The 19202-nt window shown below is 62.5% G+C and carries 21 protein-coding genes; 11 read left to right on the top strand and 10 right to left on the bottom strand.

The features are described from left to right. Positions 1–90: 90 nt before the first annotated feature. Positions 91–999, top strand: a complete 909-nt coding sequence (locus AC2FNA_RS16650; protein WP_496828424.1) for a Rossmann-fold NAD(P)-binding domain-containing protein — start codon at positions 91–93, stop codon at positions 997–999. Here AC2FNA_RS16650 and AC2FNA_RS16655 read toward each other — a convergent pair. The 6 genes from AC2FNA_RS16655 to AC2FNA_RS16680 form a co-directional block, all read right to left on the bottom strand. Beyond that, a complete protein-coding gene (locus AC2FNA_RS16655) occupies positions 949–2022 on the bottom strand; it encodes an endonuclease/exonuclease/phosphatase family protein (protein WP_496828426.1) in 1074 nt (357 codons plus the stop codon). The genes AC2FNA_RS16650 and AC2FNA_RS16655 overlap by 51 nt on opposite strands. Continuing rightward, positions 2019–2852 carry a hypothetical protein gene (locus AC2FNA_RS16660; RefSeq protein ID WP_496828428.1) on the bottom strand — a complete coding sequence of 278 codons (834 nt, stop codon included), beginning with the start codon at positions 2850–2852 and terminating at the stop codon, positions 2019–2021. Before AC2FNA_RS16660 ends, AC2FNA_RS16655 begins: the two co-directional genes overlap by 4 nt. Positions 2853–3200: 348 nt before the next feature. Next, positions 3201–3806, bottom strand: a complete 606-nt coding sequence (gene leuD, locus AC2FNA_RS16665; protein ID WP_496828430.1) for a 3-isopropylmalate dehydratase small subunit — start codon at positions 3804–3806, stop codon at positions 3201–3203. Between the two features lie 141 nt (positions 3807–3947). Then, positions 3948–4475: an HdeD family acid-resistance protein gene (locus AC2FNA_RS16670; RefSeq protein ID WP_496828432.1), complete on the bottom strand. Its 528-nt coding sequence runs from the start codon at positions 4473–4475 to the stop codon at positions 3948–3950. Between the two features lie 36 nt (positions 4476–4511). After that, the gene (leuC, locus tag AC2FNA_RS16675) at positions 4512–5918 is read right to left on the bottom strand and encodes a 3-isopropylmalate dehydratase large subunit (protein ID WP_496828433.1); all 1407 of its coding nucleotides are present in this window, start codon (positions 5916–5918) and stop codon (positions 4512–4514) included. A gap of 52 nt (positions 5919–5970) precedes the next feature. Further along, positions 5971–6069, bottom strand: coding sequence for an isopropylmalate isomerase (locus AC2FNA_RS16680; protein WP_496828435.1), 99 nt, complete (start codon positions 6067–6069; stop codon positions 5971–5973). 86 nt (positions 6070–6155) lie between these two features. Here AC2FNA_RS16680 and AC2FNA_RS16685 point away from each other — a divergent pair, with 86 nt between their 5' ends. The 4 genes from AC2FNA_RS16685 (at position 6156) to AC2FNA_RS16700 (ending at position 9040) form a co-directional block, all read left to right on the top strand. Further along, positions 6156–7508 (top strand): mechanosensitive ion channel family protein, encoded by a 1353-nt coding sequence (locus tag AC2FNA_RS16685; RefSeq protein WP_496828436.1) that lies wholly within the window; start codon positions 6156–6158, stop codon positions 7506–7508. Positions 7509–7647: 139 nt separating this feature from the next. Next, complete coding sequence (gene rsfS, locus AC2FNA_RS16690) at positions 7648–8034, top strand: ribosome silencing factor (RefSeq protein ID WP_496828438.1); 387 nt, start codon at positions 7648–7650, stop codon at positions 8032–8034. A gap of 46 nt (positions 8035–8080) precedes the next feature. After that, the gene (rlmH, locus tag AC2FNA_RS16695; protein ID WP_496828440.1) at positions 8081–8551 is read left to right on the top strand and encodes a 23S rRNA (pseudouridine(1915)-N(3))-methyltransferase RlmH; all 471 of its coding nucleotides are present in this window, start codon (positions 8081–8083) and stop codon (positions 8549–8551) included. Positions 8552–8554: 3 nt separating this feature from the next. Next, a complete protein-coding gene (locus tag AC2FNA_RS16700; RefSeq protein ID WP_496828442.1) occupies positions 8555–9040 on the top strand; it encodes a flavodoxin family protein in 486 nt (161 codons plus the stop codon). Between the two features lie 77 nt (positions 9041–9117). On the opposite strand, the gene ald is transcribed toward AC2FNA_RS16700, so the two are convergent. Beyond that, on the bottom strand, positions 9118–10233 hold the full coding sequence (gene ald / locus AC2FNA_RS16705) for an alanine dehydrogenase (protein WP_496828444.1): 1116 nt from the start codon (positions 10231–10233) through the stop codon (positions 9118–9120). Positions 10234–10372: 139 nt separating this feature from the next. On the opposite strand from ald, the gene AC2FNA_RS16710 reads away from it, so the two are divergent. The 4 genes from AC2FNA_RS16710 (at position 10373) to AC2FNA_RS16725 (ending at position 14166) form a co-directional block, all read left to right on the top strand. Next, a complete protein-coding gene (locus AC2FNA_RS16710) occupies positions 10373–10831 on the top strand; it encodes an Lrp/AsnC family transcriptional regulator (RefSeq protein ID WP_234142369.1) in 459 nt (152 codons plus the stop codon). Positions 10832–10993: 162 nt separating this feature from the next. Continuing rightward, the gene (gene ppk2 / locus AC2FNA_RS16715; protein ID WP_496828446.1) at positions 10994–11911 is read left to right on the top strand and encodes a polyphosphate kinase 2; all 918 of its coding nucleotides are present in this window, start codon (positions 10994–10996) and stop codon (positions 11909–11911) included. A gap of 138 nt (positions 11912–12049) precedes the next feature. After that, positions 12050–12856, top strand: coding sequence for a DUF302 domain-containing protein (locus AC2FNA_RS16720; protein ID WP_496828448.1), 807 nt, complete (start codon positions 12050–12052; stop codon positions 12854–12856). Positions 12857–12987: 131 nt separating this feature from the next. Beyond that, on the top strand, positions 12988–14166 hold the full coding sequence (locus tag AC2FNA_RS16725) for a cytochrome P450 (protein WP_496828450.1): 1179 nt from the start codon (positions 12988–12990) through the stop codon (positions 14164–14166). On the opposite strand, the gene AC2FNA_RS16730 is transcribed toward AC2FNA_RS16725, so the two are convergent. Continuing rightward, positions 14167–15345: a CAP domain-containing protein gene (locus AC2FNA_RS16730; RefSeq protein ID WP_496828452.1), complete on the bottom strand. Its 1179-nt coding sequence runs from the start codon at positions 15343–15345 to the stop codon at positions 14167–14169. It lies immediately after the preceding gene. 344 nt (positions 15346–15689) lie between these two features. On the opposite strand from AC2FNA_RS16730, the gene AC2FNA_RS16735 reads away from it, so the two are divergent. Next, positions 15690–16691: a DMT family transporter gene (locus AC2FNA_RS16735; protein ID WP_496828454.1), complete on the top strand. Its 1002-nt coding sequence runs from the start codon at positions 15690–15692 to the stop codon at positions 16689–16691. Here AC2FNA_RS16735 and AC2FNA_RS16740 read toward each other — a convergent pair. Continuing rightward, positions 16675–18036, bottom strand: coding sequence for an adenylate/guanylate cyclase domain-containing protein (locus AC2FNA_RS16740; protein WP_496828456.1), 1362 nt, complete (start codon positions 18034–18036; stop codon positions 16675–16677). The genes AC2FNA_RS16735 and AC2FNA_RS16740 overlap by 17 nt on opposite strands. A 126-nt stretch (positions 18037–18162) precedes the next feature. After that, positions 18163–18369 (bottom strand): 30S ribosomal protein S21, encoded by a 207-nt coding sequence (gene rpsU / locus AC2FNA_RS16745; protein ID WP_008207378.1) that lies wholly within the window; start codon positions 18367–18369, stop codon positions 18163–18165. A 109-nt stretch (positions 18370–18478) separates the two neighbouring features. On the opposite strand from rpsU, the gene AC2FNA_RS16750 reads away from it, so the two are divergent. Then, on the top strand, positions 18479–19168 hold the full coding sequence (locus AC2FNA_RS16750) for a COQ9 family protein (RefSeq protein WP_496828458.1): 690 nt from the start codon (positions 18479–18481) through the stop codon (positions 19166–19168). Positions 19169–19202 lie beyond the last annotated feature (34 nt).

Below are 19202 nucleotides of genomic sequence, written 5' to 3' on the forward strand. Positions count from 1 at the left end.
CATCAATGAATACATGATCTGCGGTTTTGGGCAATTCTCTCCATTCATTTGAATGCTTATCTAAGTATGAACAGTGATAGGAGAGCCAGCATGACACAGACAGTTCTTGTTCTCGGGGCCTCGGGCCGGTTCGGGCGCAACGCGGCCGAGGCGTTTGGACGAGCGGGTTGGACAGTGCGCCCGTTCGACCGAAAGCGCGACGATCTGGACGCTGCCGCGCGCGGTGCGGATGTGATCGTGAACGCCTGGAACCCGCCCTATCCCGACTGGGCCGCTACGGTCCCCGGCCTGCACGCGCGGGTGATCAAGGCAGCGCGGGCAACGGGCGCCACGGTGATCATTCCCGGAAATGTCTATGTCTTCGGCCCCAACACACCTGCACCCTGGGGGCCCGACAGCCCGCATGCCGCGACCAACCCGCTGGGCCGCATTCGTATCGACATGGAGGCCGCCTATCGCGACTCGGGCGTTCGCACCATCCTGCTACGCGCGGGCGATTTTCTGGATACCTGCGCCTCGGGCAACTGGTTCGATCAGGTGATGATCAAGCGGCTCGACATGGGGCGGCTCACCTATCCGGGCAATCCCGATATTCCGCATGCTTGGGCATATCTTCCCGATCTTGCCCGCGCCACCGTTACCCTGTCCCAGCAGCGCGAGACGCTGCCGGTGTTCTGCGATCTTACCTATCCCGGCTACACGCTGACAGGTCGGCAGATAGCGGCGGAACTGGAACAGGTGACGGGCCGGCGCTTCACGCTCAAGCGCATGAACTGGCTGCCCTTGCATCTCGCCCGGCCCGTCTGGCCGATGGCGCGTTCGCTGCTGGAAATGCGCTATCTCTGGAACACACCGCACAGTCTGGACGGGGCGGCGTTTGCAAAGGTTCTGACAGCGTTTGTGCCAACACCGTTCGAGCAAGCGCTTGCTTCTGCGATCCCCGCCGAGCTACTCGCGGATCAGGTCTACCCAGACCAGGCGGTGGCGGCTCGCCTGTGACACCAGGCCTGCGCTCGGATCCTCCCGCGTCGGCCAGACCACACCCGATCCCGTCACGCGCCAATGGATCGAAGGCAGCACGTAATCGACCCGGAACCTGCCTATAGCCGGCCAATCGACCGTGTCCTGTGCATCCGGACCCCTGTGGCCCTGAGAACCCGCCTTGGCGGCGCCGGGACTTACTGGCGCCGGGTCCTGTAGCCGGGGGTCGGTCAGAAGTGTTTCGATGGCACCATGGTGGCCCTCGCCATCCTGCGGGTCCAGATTGGCGCCCCCGGCAAGGACAAAGGGAAGGGCAGGCATTTCACCAATTGCCCCATCCAGCAACAGCTGCCAGAACCGAGTTTCGTCCCGGTTGCGCAGCCCGTTGCGATCTTCGGGCCCGTCAAAGACCGGCGGCCCGGCCTGATAGGTCAAAAGCGTTATCCGCCCCTGACCCGTGTCGATCGGGACCAGCCAGTGCCCGGTGGAGGACAGACGCTGCGCAGCCTGCGCCTCGACCGACGGAAAGGGTCGGCCCGCGACCTGTGGCAAAAGGGCACCGGGCAGATCGCGCCAAAGCAGCGTCGAGAAATCCTGTACCCCGTCCTGCGCAATCGGATGGCGCGACAACACCGCAATGCCGCCCTGACCGGTAAAGCGGCCATAGCCTTGCGCGTCACCGGGGCCACCGCTGCGACCGTCACCATCCAGATCCAAACGAGTTGCAAGCCCGCTATTGGGTTGGGCGGCAAAGCTGTAGGGCATATCCCACCCAACTGCCGCCAACCGCGCACTCAGCACATCCAGCGCCCGGCCTTCGTGATCCCAATCGACCCCCTGGAGTGCGAGGATGTCAGGGCGGGCAGAAGCGATCACCGAGACCACCGCCGCGGCCTGCTTGTCACGGCTACCGGAAATATCGCGGAGCATCAGGCCCGGACCCTTGCGGCTGAGTTCCGTGTTGAATGTCGCCACCCGCAGTGTCTCGGCCGCAGCCGCAACGGGCAGCAGGCACAAGACCAGGGCGGCCAGTCGGATCATGCGGTCTGCATCGCCTCGGCGTTGGAGTAGACCCGGCGGCGTTTTTCCTCGATCAGTTCGGCGATACGCATCATAGCCAGCCCGCGCATGATCATCGAGGCAGGCAGAAACGCCCAGGCGCTCATGGTCCAGATCAGCGTTTGCGGACTGTAGAGGCTGATCGGGTCGAAAAGGTCCGAGGCCATCTTGACCAAGGCAGGGATGAAGAATGGCAACAGCACGCCCAGGATCATGTTGATCCGGCCGTCACGTTGCAGGCGCGCGACGACATCGCCGCCCGTAGTCGGGTCGAACAGCGGCAGGTTGATCCAGACGTTGAAGGCGCCGTTTCCGGTAGGCCATCCACGTATCCGCACCGCAAACCAGAAGGCCAGAACCGTCAGCAGCGCGATCGCATAGGCCACGGCAGCGGCTACGCGCACGTCATAGATCAGTTCTGGGGCGGCCCCCGCCGGCAGCATCAATACCACCAGCCGCACCGGCGAGTAGGGAAAATCGGCCATATTCGCGATGATCAGTCCAAAGCCAGAGAACAGCGCAGTAACATTGCTGGGCTCGACCCTCTCTTTGCAGATCAGGGTCAGAAAGGTGATCATCGTCATCAGCGCAATGAAACGCATCCGGTTCAGCGGTGGCGCGTCCCTGAACTCGATGAAGCTGGGAAAGGTCGAGTTGTACTCGGCAAAGGTCAGCACAAAACCGAGGATCGCCAGAAGGACGACGATCTCGGTCGATGTCGTGGCGGCGCTGGGCAAATAGAGCGCCGGAATCACGACGACAAGCGCCACCAAGATTCCGCGCAGAGCCGCGCCTGTGATGCGTGCAATCACTGTCCGATCCCTTCAAACTGGACAGGCCGATGCGTTGCCGAGCCTTTGTTCCAACTTGAGTCCACCCGGTTGGGCGGAGTGCCTCATTTTGGCCCCATTTGTGCCGTTATTCGGCCATTCACTCAAGTCACCGAGTCACGAGACCCCCGATTTAAGGCAAAAACATGGCTTAACTGGTGCCTTCTTGCATCAGAGATGGTGTAATTTTTTGGCAAGTTATCCGAGGTGACCACATTTTGTGGTTGTGCGATCCGCGATCACTAATGAGCGATGCAAAACTGGTTCTAGAACTGAAAACGGAGCTGTATCAACCGGATACAGCCCCGCGGTTAAGCGATCGAAAAGGGATCAGACCCAGGGACGCGACTGTGCCGCCTGCGCTTCGAACGCATCAATTGCCGTCGCCTTCTCCATGGTCAGACCGATATCGTCGAGGCCATTGAGCAGGCAGTGCTTTTTGAAGGCGTCGACTTCGAACGGGATCACCTCTCCATCCGAGGTGGTGATCTCTTGCGCTTCCAGGTCCACGGTCATGCGGGCATTGGCGCCCTTCTCGGCATCCTTCATCAGCATATCGACCTGCTCCTGCGGCAGGACGATGGGCAGGATGCCGTTCTTGAAACAGTTGTTGAAGAAGATGTCGGCGAACGAAGTCGAGATCACGCATTTGATGCCGAAATCCTTGATCGCCCAAGGGGCATGTTCACGCGACGAACCGCAGCCGAAATTGTCGCCGGCGACGAGGATCTCGGCGTCGCGGTATTGAGGCTTGTTCAGCACGAAATCGGGGTTCTCGGACCCGTCGGCATTATAGCGCATCTCGTCGAACAGGTTCACGCCGAGGCCAGACCGCTTGATGGTCTTGAGAAACACCTTGGGGATGATCATGTCGGTGTCGATGTTGATAAGCGGCATCGGCGCGGCGATGCCCTGAAGTTTTTCGAACTTGTCCATATCCAGTCTCCTGGTTCGGGCCCGGGTTTGATGCGGGCGCTATATCTTTGATTGAGGATCGGGTCTGCGCGTGTGCGCAGCCCGATCCAGTTTCAAAGAGTCACAGGCTTGGACGGACAGTCCTCGGTCCTGTGACCCCGGTTACGCGTGTTTCCCCGCGCCGCGCACGAAGAGCGCGGCGAAGATCAGGCCGAAGCCGTTGAAGAGCATCTCGATACCCATCAGGATACCAAGGAGGCTGAGCGCCAGACCGACCCCCGCATTCGCCATGACATAGGCGGCAAGGCCCAGCGACAGGATGCCGGAAATGAGTGTCGGCAAGAACAGGCTGGTGCCGCGCATCTGGAACGACAAGATGATCCGGGCGATGCCACCAGCGGCAAACAGGATCATCACAACCGAGGCCAGCGTCAGCGTGCCTTCCAGCGGGTTCGACAGGAACGACCAGCCGAGGAACACCATGATGATACCCATGATGATCGACAGGATCTTGTTGCCCGCCCCTTCGACGGTGAACCCGCCCACAACCTGAAGCCCGCCACCGATCATCAGCATGATCCCGGTCAGGGTGGTGATTGCCACCGAAGCCATCACCGGCGCGCCCAGGATGATAATCCCGAACACGACCGACAACAGGCCCAGCAACATCAGTTTCAGCCAGTCACTCATTTCATTCTCTCCCTAGAAATGAAGTATGAGCGAAGCCTACATCATTTCCCGCACATCCGTCAGCTTTCCCGTGATTGCCGCAGCGGCGGCCATCGCGGGGCTGAGCAGGTGGGTGCGTCCGCCCCGGCCCTGACGACCCTCGAAGTTGCGGTTCGAGGTCGCGGCGCAACGCTCGCCCGGTGCCAGCTGGTCGGGGTTCATCGCCAGGCACATCGAACAACCCGCAAGGCGCCATTCGAAACCGGCCTCCTTGAAGATGTCGGCGATACCTTCTTGCTCGGCCTGGGCGCGGACAAGGCCCGAGCCGGGTACGACCATGGCGCGGATACCGTCCTTGATCTTCTTGCCTTTCAGGATCGCGGCGGCAGCGCGCAAATCCTCGATCCGACCATTGGTGCAGGATCCGATAAAGACGGTGTCGATCTCGATATCCGACAGTTTCTGGCCGGGGGTCAGACCCATGTATTCGATCGAGCGGCGCGCGGCCTCGACCTTGCCGCCTTTGAAATCCTCGGGGTTGGGGACGGTCGCGGTGATCGGCAGAACGTCCTCGGGCGAAGTGCCCCAGGTCACAACGGGGGCGATATCCTCGCCCTTGATCGTCACCACCTTGTCCCAATGCGCGTCGTCATCGGAATAGAGCGTTTTCCACCAGTTCAGCGCGGCTTCCCACTGGGCACCCTTGGGCGCGTGCGGGCGGCCCTGGACGTAATCGAACGTCTTCTGGTCGGGCGCGATCAGGCCAGCGCGGGCGCCGCCTTCGATGGCCATGTTGCAGACGGTCATGCGGCCTTCCATCGAGAGATCGCGGATCGCTTCGCCGCAATATTCGATGACATAGCCGGTGCCACCGGCAGTGCCGGTCTTGCCGATCACGGCCAGCGTGATGTCCTTGGCGGTGACGCCCGGGTTCAGCTTGCCGGTGATCTCCACCTTCATGTTCTTGGATTTCTTCTGGATCAGCGTCTGGGTGGCCAGAACATGCTCGACCTCGGAGGTGCCTATGCCGTGCGCCAGCGCGCCGAATGCGCCGTGGGTGGCGGTGTGGCTGTCGCCGCAAACGACGGTCATGCCCGGCAGGGTCCAGCCCTGTTCCGGACCGACGATATGCACGATGCCCTGACGGATGTCCGAGACCGGGTAATAGTGGATGCCGAAATCACGCGCGTTCTTGTCGAGCGCCTGCACCTGGATGCGGCTTTCCTCGGTCATTTGCGCGGGGTCTTCGCGACCCTCGGTGGTGGGCACGTTGTGATCGGGCACCGCGATGGTCTTCTCCGGGGCGCGCACCTTGCGGCCCGCCATGCGCAGACCTTCGAAGGCCTGCGGGCTGGTCACCTCGTGCACGAGGTGGCGGTCGATATAGAGAAGGCAGGTGCCGTCCTCGGCCTCGTGGGCCAAATGGGCATCCCAGATCTTGTCATAGAGTGTCTTGGGGGACATGTGTCCTCTCCCGTTTTAGAGAAATGGCTGTAAAGACGTGGCTGCACCCGGCCTATAGGCGGGCGAGGACCGAACGGGTCGCGCCAAAGAACCGCTCGCGCAGGCGGGCGCGGTCTTGCAGGTCCATGGTCAGGGCGTCGTGGGGTGTCATGCTGTCCAGATACATGGCCGCCCCGAGTCTCGCAAGGTCTTGCGTTTCCCGCGACAAGCCTGCCAAGCTGGCGGCGGAGCCTATATATGAACGAAGACATTCTCCCGGCCACGCTGGACGAACTGATCGCGACCCTGCTGACCGAGGGGCACAGGCTGGTTGGTCTTTTCCTGACGCCCGGCTGGCGCCAGTATCAGTTGCTGATCATCGCGCTGCTGATCGGCGCAGCGCTGCTGCTTTCGCTGCTGACGCGCACCCACTGGGATGCCTGGGCCCGCTCGCGCGAGGGCTGGCCGAAGTGGCGGCTCAGAACGCTGGTGCTGCTGATGCGGCGGCTGTCGCTGCTTTATTTCGTGGCTTTGAGCTGGCTGACCTATTTGGTCATGCAACAGATGACCTGGCCTTCGCGCAGCTATGTGATCGGGGTGGTGGCGACTCTGGCCACGGCGCTGCTGGTGATCGCGCTGGTGGCGCGGGCGGTGCGCAATCGCACCATCCGGCTGGTGTTCCGCTGGTCGATGTGGGTCTATGCCACGCTGGTGGCACTGAACCTGACCGACGATGTAGCCCGCTTCCTCGATGGCATATCGATCGAGATCGGAGCGCTGCATATCTCGGTACTGGGAGTGATGAAGGCGGTGCTGCTGGTCGGCGCGTTGCTGGTACTGGTGCGGCTGGCGTCGCAGGGGGCGTCTAATGCGCTGGCCCGCAACGACGATATCTCGCCCTCGATGCAGGTGCTGTTGGCCAAGGCGGTGCAGGTGCTGCTGTATGGCTGGGTCTTTATCGTGGCGATCCGCACGTTGGGGTTCGACCTGACCGGGCTGGCCTTTCTGTCCGGTGCGATCGGTGTCGGCATCGGCTTTGGCCTGCAAAAGGTAGTGTCAAACCTAATCTCGGGCATCATCATCCTGATGGACCGCTCGATCAAACCGGGGGACGTGATCTCGCTGGGCGAGACCTTTGGCTGGATCAACGCGTTGGGCGCGCGCTATGTCTCGGTGGTCACGCGGGACGGGCGCGAATACCTGATCCCGAACGAGGATCTGATCACCAGCCAGGTGGTGAACTGGTCGCATTCGGACCAGTATGTCCGGCTCGACCTGAATTTTGGTACCAGCTATGGCGACGACCCGCACAAGGTGCGCGCGGTCGCCATTGCCGCCGCGCGGTCCGTCGGGCGGGTCCTGGCCGGAAGTGGGCGTGACCCGGTCTGCCATATCGTTGGGTTCGGCGACAGCAGCGTCGACTACGTTCTGCGCTTCTGGATCACCGATCCGACCGCCGGCCTGACCAATATTCGCGGCAATGTCTTCCTGGCGCTCTGGGATGCGTTCCAGGCCGAGGGCATTTCGATTCCCTTCCCACAACGCGAGGTGCGAATGCTGGAGGATGCGGTCGGGCCTGCCCTGGCAGCCGGACAGGGTGGTGCCGATTGACCCCAGTACCATGCATACCGTATGGCGGTTCATTGAAAAGTCACAGATGGGTTGCTAAATTCTACCTGACCCAGCGCCGGGGATCGGTCGGCGCGCCCTATAGGAGGACGATGTCCTGTTACCTCATACAGAGGCGGCCATGCCCGCCCATGCAGGGGCCGCGATGATGGCCCAAGGCAGTTACACCAGCGAACAGCTGCTGGAGCGTATTCTCACATCCCTCAACGATGACAAGGCCGAGGACCTCGTGCAGATCGATCTGCGGGGCAAGACCTCGATGGGCGATTACATGGTCATCGCCTCGGGCCGGTCGACCCGTCAGGTTTCGGCCATGGCCGAGAAGCTGGTGCAGCGGCTGAAGGAAGATTTCGGCCTCAACTCCAAGATCGAGGGCAAGGATGCCGGCGACTGGGTGCTGATCGATACCGGCGATGTGATCGTGCATATCTTCCGCCCGGAAGTGCGCGAATTCTATCAGCTGGAAAAGATGTGGGTGCCGCAGGGCGCCAAGACATCGGCCAACTAAAGGCGTCTGATCGGCCCCGTTTTCGGGGCCGCTGGGCGAATGACCCATGCGCGTCAGCATCCTTGCGGTCGGCCGTTTGCGGGCCGGACCGGAAAAATCCCTGATCGACGACTACCTGACCCGTTTCGACAGGACCGGTCGCGCGCTGGGCCTGGGGCCCGCGCGCGTGATCGAGGTCGAGGACAAGAAGAACGCCGGCATGGGCGCCGAGGCCGCAGTGCTGCGCAAGGCGCTGCCGACAGGCGCGGTTCTGTGTACCCTGGACGAGCGCGGCAAGCAGCTATCCTCTCCCAATTTCGCTGACAGGCTGGCCAACTGGCGCGACACGGGCCGTCAGGATCTGGCGCTGGTGATCGGCGGCGCCGATGGGATCGACCCCGGCCTGCGGGCCGAGGCGGATTTCTCGATTTCTTTCGGCGCGATGGTCTGGCCGCATATGCTGGTTCGGGTGATGCTGGCCGAACAGCTTTACCGAGCCGCGACCATCCTGGTCGGCAGCCCCTATCATCGGGTGTGAGCTATGGCAGAGCTGTTGATCGTCTATCACTCGCGCACCGGCGGCAGCCGCCAGATGGCCGAAGCCTGCGCCGCAGGCGCGCAGGGCGAGTTGGCCACAACGCTGCTGACAGCCCAGGCGGCAGGCCCTGAGGACCTGCTGCGCGCCAGTGGTTACGTGTTCTGCTGCCCCGAGAACCTGGCGGCGATCTCGGGCGCGATGAAGGAATTCCTTGACCGCTGCTACTACCCCGTTCTGGGCCGGATCGAGGGGCGCGCCTATGCGCAGATGATCTGCGCCGGATCGGACGGGCAGAACGCCGCCCGGCAGGTGGCGCGCATCGCCACCGGCTGGCGCCTGAAAGAGGTACAGCCGCCGCTGATCCTGTGCACCCATGCGCAGACGCCCGAGGCTATCCTGGCGCCCAAGCACATTCCCGAAACAGAACTTAACCAATGCCGCGAGCTGGGTCAGGCGATGGGCGCAGGCCTGGCGATGGGCATGTTCTGATCGAAACGAAAACCCCGCCGACCATGGCAGGTCGACGGGGTGAGTAGGACCACCGGGCCCTCAGTTTGTCAGGCGTGTTACTGAACCAGCTGGCTGGCCGAGACCACATCCAGGCCCAGCGCCTCGCCGACCGCCGCATAGGTCAGCTTGCCGGCATGTACGTTCAGGCCGTTCAGCAGGTGCACGTCATCGGCACATGCCTGTTTCCAGCCCTTGTCGGCCAAGGCCAGCATGAACGGCATGGTGGCGTTGCCCAGCGCGATGGTCGAGGTGCGCGCAACCGCGCCCGGCATGTTGGCCACGCAGTAATGCATGATGCCGTCGACTTCATAGATCGGGTCCTGATGGGTGGTCGCCTTCGAGGTTTCGAAACAGCCGCCCTGGTCGATCGCAACGTCAACCAGCGCCGCGCCCGGCTTCAGTTCGCTCAGCTGAGCACGGCTGATCAGCTTGGGCGCGGCAGCACCCGGGATCAGCACGGCGCCGATGATCATGTCGGCCTGACGGGCCAGTTCGATCGTGTTGCCTGCGCTGGCAAAGCTGTTCTTGAAGGTGCCGCCAAAGACGTCGTCGAGGTAACGCAAGCGCGGGATCGAGCGGTCGAGCACGGTCACATCCGCGCCCATGCCAGCGGCGATCTTTGCCGCGTGAGTGCCGACGACGCCGCCACCGATCACCAGAACCTTGGCCGGGCCCACACCGGGAACGCCGCCCATCAAAACGCCGCGACCGCCATTGGCCTTTTGCAGGGTCCAGGCGCCAACCTGCGGTGCCAAACGACCGGCAACCTCGGACATCGGTGCCAAGAGCGGCAGGCCGCCGTTGCGGTCAGTCACAGTCTCATACGCGATGCAGGTCGCGCCCGAGGCCAGCAGGTCATGGGTCTGATCCGGATCGGGTGCTAGGTGCAGATAGGTGAACAGCAGCTGGCCCTCGCGCAGCATCTTGCGCTCGATGGCCTGCGGCTCCTTGACCTTGACGATCATGTCGGCGGTGGCGAATACCTCTTCCGCGGTGTCGACGATCCGTGCGCCGGCATCGACATAGGCGGCGTTGTCGAACCCGGCACCGGCACCGGCATTGGTTTCGATGATGACCTCATGCCCGTGCGAGACGGCCTCGCGCGCTGCATTCGGGGTCATGCCGACACGGAACTCCTGAGGTTTGATTTCCTTGGGGCATCCGATTTTCATTTCTGCGTCCTCCGTTCGCAATCTGCCCAATTATGTGGCAGAGACGGGAAACAATTTCTGTGAAAGTCCACTCGCCTTTCGGAGATTTTTCAGGATAATATTCGAAGCTTGAGCCAGATGTTGCAAAGGATGTGCGCCGATGAGCCTCGACGCGACGGATCGCAAGATTCTCACCGCCCTTCAGGCAAAGGGCCGGATGTCCAATGCGGAACTGTCCGACAAGGCCAACCTGTCGCCATCGGCCTGTCACCGGCGGGTCCAGCGGCTGGAATCCGAGGGCTATATCCGCAACTACGTGGCCCTGCTGGATGCCCGCAAGATGGGCCTGCCCACCACGGTTTTCGTCGAGATCACCCTTCAAGGTCAGGCCGACGAGGTGCTGGACGCCTTTGAGAAGGCAGTGGCCCGCATTCCCGATGTGCTTGAATGCCACCTGATGGCGGGGACGGCGGATTACATCCTGAAAGTGGTGGCCGAAAACACCGAGGATTTCGCCCGCATCCACCGTCAGCACCTGTCCCGCCTGCCCGGGGTGGCGCAGATGCAAAGCTCGTTCGCACTTCGTACCGTGTTCAAGACAACGGCGCTACCGGTCTGAGCATTGCAGCACCCTTGCATCCGCAAGGAGCAGGCGCATACTTGCACCAGCAGTGGCCGGTTTTTGATTTCCCGCAACGAAATTGCCATCTGTCTGTGACATGCAAGGGTCATACGCGCCCAGCAAGGGCAGACAGATCAACTGTATTGAGAGGAGCGCATTTTGACCCATGAATCCGACGACCCCAGCTTGGATTGGCTCGAGGCCGAATTGGAGGATTCGCTGGACGAGGATTTCGAGATCGAATTCAGCGAGCCGATGCTGTCGATGGAAATCCGCCGGATCTACAAGGATCAGCGCCCCGACCTGCTTGACCGGCAGGTCTATTTTCGCAACCTGCTGCGGCTTCAGGCCGAACTGATAAAGTTGCAGGATTGGGTCCAGCACACGAATGCCAAGGTGCTGATCATCATGGAAGGCCGCGACGCGGCCGGCAAGGGCGGGGTGATCAAGCGGATTACCCAGCGGCTGAACCCCCGTGTTGCACGGGTGGTCGCCCTGCCCGCTCCGTCACGCCGGGAGCAAAGCCAGTGGTATTTCCAGCGCTACGTGCCCTATCTGCCCTCGGGCGGGGAAATGGTTCTGTTTGACCGGTCCTGGTACAACCGTGCCGGGGTTGAACGGGTGATGGGCTTTGCCACCGAGGATCAGGTGGAGCAGTTCTTTCAGGACGTTCCCGAATTCGAGCGCATGCTGGTGCGGTCCGGGATCATCCTGCTGAAATACTGGTTCTCGATCACCGACGAGGAACAGCAACTGCGATTCCTCATGCGGGTGCATGACCCGATGAAACAGTGGAAACTGTCGCCCATGGACCTGGAGAGCCGGATCCGCTGGGAACAGTACACCAAGGCAAAAGAAGAGATGTTCGCGCGCACCAACATCCCCGAGGCGCCTTGGTACATTGTCGAGGGTAACGACAAGAAGCGCGAGCGGCTGAACTGTATCGAGCATCTGTTGTCCAAGATCCCCTACGAGGACATCCCGCACGAAAAGGTCACGCTGCCCGACCGCCGTTACAATCCCGACTACGAGCGCCAGGTGCTGCCGGACGAGCTTTACGTTCCAAAGGTCTATTGACCCAGAGCGTTTCATTGCCTCGAATGTCCTTGTCGTCGCGCGCCATCGCGACAGGCAGATCGGAGCGATCAAACCGGGAGAACGAGCAAGTTTCAGGCAAGCGCAGTGGCCACCGTTGGATTGGCATTTGGGGCATTTGTGACGCCGGCATTTGCAGCGCCGGCACAAGAGGCAGCGGACCGGACATTCGAACAGATTGCAGCCGGTGTGACCCGAGCTGGGCTTGAACCGGTTGTCGACATCGACCACGCCCGCCTCGCTGCCGAAGCGGGGGTCGAGATGCCGCCCTCTCGAGTCCATCTGTTCTCGGACGCCGCAGTCAACTCGGCCCTGTTGGCGCAGAAACTCAGCGCCGGGCTTGATCTGCCGTTCCGGGCGCTGACCTATGCCGAGGCGGGCGCGGTGCAGGTGATCTATACATCCGGCGATTTCCTGAAACGTCGGTATGGCGTTGGCGATTCCGAGGCGCTGGCCGCCTTTGATGCTGCGTTGGTCCCCGCGCTTGACGGGCCGGACGGGGTCGAGCCGGTGCCGACTGAAGGTCTGGCCTCCGGTTGCGGCATTCTCACCCTGCAAAGCCCCCTTGACGTACCCGAAACCGTTGCCCGCCTGCGCGCCATCGTCGCGGCGCAATCCGATACGGTCTGGTTCGGCGAGGTCGATTTCACCGCCGAGGCGACAGCGCTTGGCGTCAATCTGCCTCCCGCTGTGCTGCTGCTCTTTGGCGGACCGGCACCGGGTGGCGTAGCGATGGCCAAGTTCCCGTCGATCGGCGTCGACGCCTTTTGCCAGAAGCTCTTTGTTCATGCCGCGCCCGAAGGCGGTTCGGTGGTGCTGTTCAACAGTATCGTGGCGCTGGCCGAGCTGCACTACGGCGCGTCGGCGCCGCCGCATGCGATGCTGGACGAACGGTTGACCGCGACCTTTGCCAAGGCGCTGGAATAGGCCGGGCAGGGGGCGCTGCCCCCCGCGCCTGCGGCGCTCCCCCCGGAGTATTTCGAACCAGAAAGAAGCGGGATGCGGGACGCAGTTGACGAAGGCGCGGCGCGCAGGTCACTCTATCCGGCGGAGGAACCATGTCCGACGCACCCATCTATGAAATCGACCCGGGCGCCTTTTGGGCCGATCCCTATCCCGACTTGAAACGGATGCGGGCCGAGACACCCATCGCCTATGTGCCGCAACTGGGCGCGACGCTGATCACCCGACGCGACGACATATTCGAACAGGAGAAGCGGATCGAGGTATTCTCGTCCGACCAGCCGCAGGGACTGATGACCGTGCTGATGGGTCAGAACATGATGCGCAAGGATGGCGAGGCCCATATGGCCGAGCGCAAGGCGATCTTTCCCACCGTCTCGCCCAAGACGGTGAAACAGGTCTGGACCGCACAGTTCCGCGCCACCACTGAACGGGTGCTCGACGATCTGGCGCCGCGCGGCGCCTGCGATCTTGTGCGCGACTATGCCATGCCGGTCTCGGCCGAGGCGCTCAAGGCGATCACCGGGCTGACCAACATGACCGCCGCCGAGATGGACCGGGTGAGTCAGGGCATGATCGACGGTTGCGCCAATTACGCGGGCGATCCAGCGGTCGAGGCGCGCTGTCATGACTGCACCGCCTCGATCGACGCTCATATCGACGCGATGATCCCGGTTCTGGATGCCAGACCCGACCATTCGCTGCTCTCGGTTCAGCGCCGCGCGGGTCTAAGCGATGCGCAGACCCGCGCCAATATCAAGCTGGCCATATCCGGCGGCCAGAACGAGCCGCGCGATGCCATTGCCGGCACCGCCTGGGCAGTGCTCAGCCACCCGGATGCGCTGGCGCGGCTGCGGTCGGGCGCGGTGCCCTGGCTGCGCGCGTTCGAGGAATATGCCCGCTGGATCTCGCCCATCGGCATGTCGCCGCGCCGGGTGGCGCAGCGCGCCACGGTGAAGGGCGTCACACTGGAGCCCGAGGACCGGGTGTTTCTGATGTTCGGATCGGGCAATCGCGACGAAAGCGTTTTCACCAATCCGGACCGCTTCGATCTGGATCAGGATATCGCACCGGCGATCTCCTTCGGCGCTGGGCCACATTTCTGCGCCGGGGCCTGGGCATCAAAAGCGCTGATCGGAGAGGTGGCGCTGCCGCTCCTCTTCAAGCGGTTACCGGGCCTCGCACTGGATGGCGAGGCCCGGTTCGGCGGCTGGGCCTTCCGTGGTCCGATCACGGTGCCGGCCTGTTGGGAGCCGGCACCGCGGGAGGATTGATCAGAACAGGAAGTCCTGCGCGTCCAGCATGTCCATCTGGACACCGCACAAGGTCAGGCTGTTACCCGCCGCATCGGTGATCACCGCCTCACCATCCACCTCGGTCAGGTGGTTGGCCTTGAGGTCATCGAAAACGACGATGTCATCGGCCTTGACCAGATCGATCTGATCGGCTTGCCCCCTTGCACCGAAATCGCGTGCAACATCCTTGCCGATCGAGAAGCGGAAGGTATCCGCCCCTGCGCCGCCCAGCATCAGGTCGTCGCCATCGCCGCCATCGATCACGTCCTTGCCGCGGCCACCGGCTATGAAGTCATCTCCCTTGCCACCGGCGAGCATGTCCTTGCCCCGGCCGCCAAAGAGCATGTCATCGCCGTCACCTCCAGCAAGCTTGTGCTTGCCTTGGCCACCGATCAGGATGTCGTCGCCTGCATCACCCCAGAAGATGTCCATGCCGCGACCACCGATCATGATATCGTTGCCGCCATTACCACGGGCATGTCCACCGGCCTTGTCGGCAATGATCAGATCCGGCCCATCGCCCCCGTCGCAAACGTTTTCGGGTTCCGGAGTCGGCTCGGGTTCAGGCGTCGGTTCGGGTTCCGGCGTCGGCTCCGGTTCGGGTGTCGGCGTCGGTTCGGGCTCGGGTGTCGGTTCGGGCTCGGGTGTCGGCTCGGGCTCGGGCGTCGGCTCGGGCTCGGGCGTCGGCTCGGGCTCGGGCGTCGGCTCGGGCTCGGGCGTCGGCGCACCTGTATCCAGTTCCACCTCGGCGTCGGTGCGCGCAAAGTTCTGGGTCACCATGACGGCGTCATAGCCTTCGAAGTTGCCGCGTTCGATCCCGATCCCCACCAGGGTCACATCGGGGTTGAGGATGTTGGCCCGGTGGCCGGGACTGTTCATCAGCGATTCATGCAGGTTCTGCACATCGTCCGACAGGCCCGGCGCACCGCGTTCGCTCTGCCAGGCGATATTCTCGGCCCAGATCGAATTGCCCTCGAACTTGAACCCCGTCTTTTCGATACGATCCCCGGGCGAGCTGCCATTGATGCCGGTATGCGAGAATACATCACGGTCCAGCATCCACTGGCTGTGATCTTCGGAAGCGTCGTTAAGCTTGAGTTCGAGCTGGACGGGGTTCAATCCCCGCGATGTCCGCTCGTCATTGATAAGTTCCAGCATTTCTCTTTCGAGAGTACTTGCCTGTGACATGGTCAAAAGTCCTGTTGCTGTGTTGAGTGGCTACGTCTTGGAGCAGGCGCGCGCGGCGGCATAGACGGACAGCTGCAAAGGGGGATTCGCGGCGCCGCCTTGCCAGAGGATGCCGATCCGCTGCGCGGGAAGGCGCACGGCCAACACCCCGTATCCGGACCCGGCGGAGCGTCGCGCGCGCATGGCCCTGTGTTCGGCAGAAAACCGGCTCCGGCGGCCAGGACAGGGCCGGTTCGCGACTCTCCTGTCGCCCCGCGACAAGACCGGCGATTCGATCTGGGGCGTTATGCCGGTAACCTCAGGAGACATGCACAATGACCGCGGCCGATCCGAATCTCTCCGCGGGGGCGGACCAGCCCGAGGGCGCAACCACGCTGAGAGGTATCCTGTTCCTGCTGCTCGCCACCACGATCTTTCCGATCCAGGACGTGATCATCAAAAGCCTCAGCAGCGATTTTGCAGTGCATCAGATCGTGTTCTGGCGCTCGGTCTTTGCCCTGCCGGTCGCACTTGCCATGGCCCGCTACGAAGGTTCGCTCTGGCCGCTCAAGATCGGTTCATGGCCGTTGCAACTGACCCGTGCAGTGGCGGCGTTTTCCTCCTATCTCGTCTATTACATGGCGCTGGCCGCCATCGGTCTGGCCGAGACCGCCGCCATCACCTTCTCCACCCCCATCTTTGTCACCCTGCTGGCGGCGCTGTTTTTGGGCGAGCGGATCGGCATCTGGCGCTGGCTGGCGGTGCTTCTCGGCATGGCCGGGGTGCTGGTGATCGTGCAACCGGGGGCGGCGGTATTCGAACCGGCGGCCCTGCTGGCGCTGGCGGCGGCGTTGTTCTATGCCGTCTCGATCATCGCCACCCGGCGTCTGGGCAACCGCACCAATGGCGGCACCATGACGCTGGTGACACTGTTGGTCTATATCTTCGGCGGCACCGTGCTGGGGCTGGTGTTCTCGGGGTTGGAAACGGCCTCGCCGCACCCCAGCCTTGCGTTTCTCTACCGCGACTGGATCGCGCCCGCGCCGATGGACTGGCTGGCGCTGGCGGCGCTGGGGGTAACCTCGGGCATCGGCTTCTTCGCGCTCAGCCAAGCGTATCGCATGGCCGAGGCCAGCGTCGTCACCCCGTTCGAATACACCTATCTGCCCTGGGCGGTGCTATGGGGCTATGTGGTGTTCGGGGTGCTGCCGGTGATGTCCACCTGGATCGGGCTCTCGCTGATCGTTGGCTCAGGCCTTCTGATCCTGTTCCGCGAGACGATGCGCGGTCGCCGCATCGTCCGCCGGCGCGGCCTCGGCGTCATGCGTCAGCGATAGTCGCCCCGCGCGCGGTCAGCCACCATGTCTCCAGCGTTCCGATCCCCTTGATCTCGACCGCCCCGCGCGGCTCGAAGTCATAGGCGTCCTGCAACGCCGCGCGGGCGGCGGCGGTGACCTGGATGCGGCCCGCCGCGCCGTGGCTTTCCATCCGGCTGGCGGTGTTCACGGTGTCGCCCCAGACATCGTAGAACAGCTTCTGGTGGCCGATGACGCCCGCGACAACGGGGCCTGCGTGCAGTCCGATGCGGATGTCGATGGTGTCGTCCAGTTCGGCGGAGAGATCGCGCAGGGCATCCAGCATGTCAAAGGCCATCTCGGCCACGCGATGGACGGGGCGGTCGACGGGCTGCGGCAGACCGGCGGCGACCATATAGGCATCGCCGATGGTCTTGATCTTTTCCAGCCCGTGTTTCGCGGCCAGTTGGTCGAAGGTCGAGAAGATACGGTTGAGAAAGCTCACCAGTTCCTCGGGCGTCATCCGGGCTGAACGCGGGGTAAAATCGACGATATCGGCAAACAGGATCGCGGTGTGGTCGAGACTGTCGGCGATGGTCTGGTCGGGGGCGTCCTTGAGCCGCGCCGCGATCTCGGTGGGGAGCAGGTTGTAGAGCAGGGCTTCGGAGCGGGCGTGCTCGGCTTCGAGGGCGTCTTCGGCGCGTTCGGCGCGGGTTAAGAACATTATCCCGGCCCCGACGATTAGGGCGAAAGTATATGCAATGCTGTAGATATACGCCATCGACTGTATAAAGCCATCTGAAGCGCTGCCCAGTCCGGGTTCTAGGAAATAAAGATCACACAGAATGAAGCCGCAAACCGCGAAGATCGTTGCCGAGAAAATATGCAGTAACTTTCTGGGCCCGACGGCGAAGACAACCACGATCGGGTAGATGATAAGGTAGTAGTGGATGCCAGCGCCCCGACCCAAAAAGTAAGACAAAACCATGAATGTTGAGCAAACCACCAAGCCTGAATAGGCCACGCCAATCCCTGGGCGAACAATGTATGTTTTCGGCAGAAAAGGTAGAAACAGTGCTGCGGCGATCAAAGTTGCTGATGCGGGCCAGAGGCCGGCTGGATCATAGAGGTAGTAGAAAACGGCGAAGCACAAGCTGCTAACCGCTCCCACCCCACCAACAATATTGAGCACAAACCGCTTGCGTTGTTCGCGTTCATCGACCCCAATCAAGCCATTATAAAGATACCACGTTATCCAACGAGGCAATCGGGATGTGAACTCTGGCGGGTCCGTCGCCAAATCCGGCGCCTCCTTGATCGAATGCGCCCAGCCTAGCCCAATCTCGCGCGGCGAGTCAGGTCCTTTGCGCCAGCGGCGACGCAGCAAGAGCGGGTGAAATGCGAAGCCGGGGCCCGTACAAAACGGTCAAATCCCAAAAAACGACAAACCCCCGAGGCCGGGCCACGGGGGTCGTCAAATAGTGTCATCCAAAGCCGGACGAGAGCGAATGCCTTAGAGCATGCCTTCGCGCTGTGCTTTCTTGCGTGCCAGTTTACGGGCACGGCGGATCGCTTCAGCTTTCTCGCGCGCTTTTTTCTCGGACGGCTTCTCGAAATGTTGCTTGAGCTTCATCTCGCGGAAGACACCCTCACGCTGCAGCTTTTTCTTCAGGGCACGAAGCGCCTGATCGACGTTGTTGTCGCGAACACTAACCTGCATGTGGTTTTCACCACCTTTCTAAGTTGAGTTGCAAGGATTTGCAGGAGCCCGCCGTATAGCAAAGCGGGACCAAGTTGTCTAGATAGGGATCAGAACAAGGAGATCACCCATGTCGCCGACCTATGAAGAGGCCCGCAATCGCCTGCTGGACGCGGCGCTGGCCCATGTTGCCTTTGACGGCTGGACCGAGGAAACCTTTCGTGCGGCGGTCGCGGATGCCGGGCTGGACATGGATTTCGCCCGCGCCATCTGCCCGCGTGGGGCGGTCGATCTGGCGCTGGCCTATCATGCGCGGGGCGATGCGGCGATGCTGGAGCGGTTGGCCTCCGAAGATCTCTCGGACCTCCGATTCCGCGACCGGATTGCGGCGGCGGTGCGGTTCCGGCTTGAGGCGGTCGAAGACAAAGAGGCGGTGCGCCGTGGTGTGACCCTCTTTGCCCTGCCCGCCCATGCGGGCGAAGGGGCAAAGGCGATCTGGCAGACCTGCGATGCGATCTGGACCGCCTTGGGCGATACCTCGGACGACGTGAACTGGTATACCAAACGCGCAACGCTATCGGCGGTCTATTCGGCGACCGTGCTCTATTGGTTGGGGGATGAGAGCCCGGCGCACGAGGCAACCTGGGCGTTTCTTGACCGCCGCATCGACAACGTGATGCAGTTCGAGAAGTTCAAGGCGGATGTGCAGAAGAACCCGCTGCTGAAGCCGTTTCTGGCCGGTCCTAACTGGCTTGCCGCCCAGATGAGGGCGCCTCGGGGTAAGGATGATCTGCCCGGTTCGCTGCATCCACGGCACTGATATCGCTCCGGGCGCAAACGAGCCCGATCGGACG

It is taken from the genome of Ruegeria sp. YKSD163 (genome assembly GCF_059612905.1).

What these genes read in the sequence shown, in the direction of transcription:
- AC2FNA_RS16650 (WP_496828424.1), top strand. Translation starts at nt 91, where the DNA reads ATGACACAGACAGTTCTTGTTCTCGGGGCCTCGGGCCGGTTCGGGCGC.
- AC2FNA_RS16655 (WP_496828426.1), bottom strand. Translation starts at nt 2,022, where the DNA reads ATGATCCGACTGGCCGCCCTGGTCTTGTGCCTGCTGCCCGTTGCGGCT.
- leuD (WP_496828430.1), bottom strand. Translation starts at nt 3,806, where the DNA reads ATGGACAAGTTCGAAAAACTTCAGGGCATCGCCGCGCCGATGCCGCTT.
- AC2FNA_RS16670 (WP_496828432.1), bottom strand. Translation starts at nt 4,475, where the DNA reads ATGAGTGACTGGCTGAAACTGATGTTGCTGGGCCTGTTGTCGGTCGTG.
- leuC (WP_496828433.1), bottom strand. Translation starts at nt 5,918, where the DNA reads ATGTCCCCCAAGACACTCTATGACAAGATCTGGGATGCCCATTTGGCC.
- AC2FNA_RS16680 (WP_496828435.1), bottom strand. Translation starts at nt 6,069, where the DNA reads ATGACACCCCACGACGCCCTGACCATGGACCTGCAAGACCGCGCCCGC.
- AC2FNA_RS16685 (WP_496828436.1), top strand. Translation starts at nt 6,156, where the DNA reads ATGAACGAAGACATTCTCCCGGCCACGCTGGACGAACTGATCGCGACC.
- rsfS (WP_496828438.1), top strand. Translation starts at nt 7,648, where the DNA reads ATGCCCGCCCATGCAGGGGCCGCGATGATGGCCCAAGGCAGTTACACC.
- rlmH (WP_496828440.1), top strand. Translation starts at nt 8,081, where the DNA reads ATGCGCGTCAGCATCCTTGCGGTCGGCCGTTTGCGGGCCGGACCGGAA.
- AC2FNA_RS16700 (WP_496828442.1), top strand. Translation starts at nt 8,555, where the DNA reads ATGGCAGAGCTGTTGATCGTCTATCACTCGCGCACCGGCGGCAGCCGC.
- ald (WP_496828444.1), bottom strand. Translation starts at nt 10,233, where the DNA reads ATGAAAATCGGATGCCCCAAGGAAATCAAACCTCAGGAGTTCCGTGTC.
- AC2FNA_RS16710 (WP_234142369.1), top strand. Translation starts at nt 10,373, where the DNA reads ATGAGCCTCGACGCGACGGATCGCAAGATTCTCACCGCCCTTCAGGCA.
- AC2FNA_RS16725 (WP_496828450.1), top strand. Translation starts at nt 12,988, where the DNA reads ATGTCCGACGCACCCATCTATGAAATCGACCCGGGCGCCTTTTGGGCC.
- AC2FNA_RS16730 (WP_496828452.1), bottom strand. Translation starts at nt 15,345, where the DNA reads ATGCTGGAACTTATCAATGACGAGCGGACATCGCGGGGATTGAACCCC.
- AC2FNA_RS16735 (WP_496828454.1), top strand. Translation starts at nt 15,690, where the DNA reads ATGACCGCGGCCGATCCGAATCTCTCCGCGGGGGCGGACCAGCCCGAG.
- rpsU (WP_008207378.1), bottom strand. Translation starts at nt 18,369, where the DNA reads ATGCAGGTTAGTGTTCGCGACAACAACGTCGATCAGGCGCTTCGTGCC.
- AC2FNA_RS16750 (WP_496828458.1), top strand. Translation starts at nt 18,479, where the DNA reads ATGTCGCCGACCTATGAAGAGGCCCGCAATCGCCTGCTGGACGCGGCG.